Source organism: Micromonospora maritima (genome assembly GCF_902825405.1).
GTDB lineage: Bacteria > Actinomycetota > Actinomycetes > Mycobacteriales > Micromonosporaceae > Micromonospora > Micromonospora maritima.
Genome location: NZ_CADEAU010000739.1, coordinates 1 through 2,052 on the forward strand (window position 1 = coordinate 1; position 2,052 = coordinate 2,052).

General features: G+C 74.1%; 2 protein-coding genes. Both read left to right on the top strand.

Features of this window, described 5'->3' with window-relative positions; translation table 11 throughout:
- The coding region (locus HUW36_RS31725; RefSeq protein ID WP_174531434.1) for an amidohydrolase family protein at nt 1–832 on the top strand (832 nt) is incomplete at its 5' end.
- A partial coding sequence (locus HUW36_RS31730) for an argininosuccinate lyase (protein WP_174531435.1) occupies nt 829–2,052 on the top strand: 1,224 nt, incomplete at its 3' end. The genes HUW36_RS31725 and HUW36_RS31730, both read left to right, overlap by 4 nt.

Consider the following 2,052-nt stretch of genomic DNA (forward strand, 5'->3'; position numbering starts at 1 on the left):
GTCCGCGCCGTACGCCCGCGGGTGGCGTCGGGCCTGGGGCTTCCCGGACCCCGAGCCGCCGGCCGAGCGCTGGCAGGACGAGGCGGACCGGTGGGCGCAGGAGCTGCGTGCCGCCCGGGTACGGCGGGCCGTGTTCGTCACCGGAGGCGGCAACGACGCGGTCGCCGACGTGGTCGACCGGCACCCGGACCTGCTGCTCGGCTTCGCCCACCACGACCCGTACGGACCGGACGCCGCGGCCGAGCTGGAACGCGCGGTCGCCGAGCGGGGCCTGCGCGGGCTGAAGCTGTTCGCCCCGCTGCTGCGGGGCCCGCTCGACCACGCCGACCTGGACCCGCTCTGGGACACCGCCCAGCGCCTCGGCGTGCCCGTCCTGATCCACATCGGGCACTACGGCAGCGCCGGCGGGCTGAGCGTCGGCCGGTACGGCGGGCCGGACGAACTGGCCCGGATGGCCCGCCGCTTCCCCGAGCTGGCCGTGGTGGTGCCGCACTTCGGCGTGCAGTACGTGCAGGAGCTGTTCTTCACCGCGTGGGGCTGCCCGAACGTGCACATCGACACGTCCGGCTCCAACCAGTGGGTGCGCTGGATGCCGTACCGGCTCACGCTGGAGGACCTGTTCCGCCGCTGCTACGAGACGATCGGGCCGGAGCGCATCGTGTTCGGCAGCGACTCGTCCTGGTTCCCGCGCGGCTACGTCACCCGCTACCTCGACGACCAGCTCCGGATCTGCCACGAGATGGGCATGCCCGAGGAACACCTGCGCGCGATCTTCGCCGGGAACGCCGAGCGCCTGCTCGGCCTGACCGCGGACCGGAAGGACAACCGATGAGCACACCCGCGCTGACCACCTACCAGCGGCACCACCTCGCGCCGACCTACGACCACCACGTCGGGCGTCTCTACCCGGCGATGGTGCGGGCCAGCCAGGCGCACGTGGTGATGCTGACCGAGCAGGGGCTGATCCCGGCCGAGCGCGGTGCCCGGCTGCTGCGCGGCCTGGCCGAGCTGCGCGCCGACACGGGCCCGGCCCCGGCGTACGACGGCGGCTTCGAGGACACCTACTACCTGCTGGAGAAGCGGCTCGCGGCGGCCTGCGGCATCCCCACCTCCGAGCTGGACGTGCAGCTGGCCCGCAGCCGCAACGACCTGGACGCCGGCGTCTTCCGGATGCTGCTGCGCGACCAGCTCGTCGAGGTGCTCCAACGGGTGGTCGACACCGGCCGCACCGCGCTCGACCAGGCCGACCGGTACGCCGACGTGGTCGTCACCGGCTACACCCACCGCCGCCCGGCGCAGCCCACCACGATCGGGCACGCGTTGGCCGGCTACGCCGAGGCGCTGACCCAGCAGGCGGCCACCTACGCCGACGTGATCGACCAGCTCAACGTCTCCCCGCTGGGCTCCTGCGCCTTCGCCGGCACCGACCTGGACATCTCCCCGGCCCGGGTGGCCGAGCTGCTCGGCTTCGCCGGCCTGGTCACCAACTCGTACGAGGCGGTGGCCGGCGCCGACCACCTGGTCCGGGTCGGCACGCTCAACGCGCGGGCCCTGGCCACCGGCGCGCGGCTGGCCCGCACGCTGATGGACTGGCTGAGCTGGAACTGGGTCACCACTCCCGGCGACTTCACCCAGGGCAGCAGCATCATGCCGCAGAAGCGCAACCCGGTCGTGCTGGAGCACCTGGTCTCGTACGCCGGGCAGGCCGCGGCCGACGCCGCGTCGGTGCTCAACAACGTGGGCGCCGCCTGGTGGGAGGACTCCAACAACGCCACCACCGACGTGCAGGTGCGGCTCTGGGAGAGCAACGACCGGGCCGAGCGCTTCTTCGCCCTGGTCGGTGGCTTCCTGGCCGAGATCGCGCCACTCAGTCCGCCCAGCCGGGAGGAGATCGTCGCCTCCGGCGCCACCACCACCGCCGCGGCGGACGCGCTGACCCGCCACGGGGTGCCGTTCCGGGCCGCCCACTCGGTGGTCGGGCGGCTGGTCCGCGCCGGCGGGCCGGACACCTGGACGCCCGAGGGCGTGCGGGCCGCCGCCGACGGGATCGCC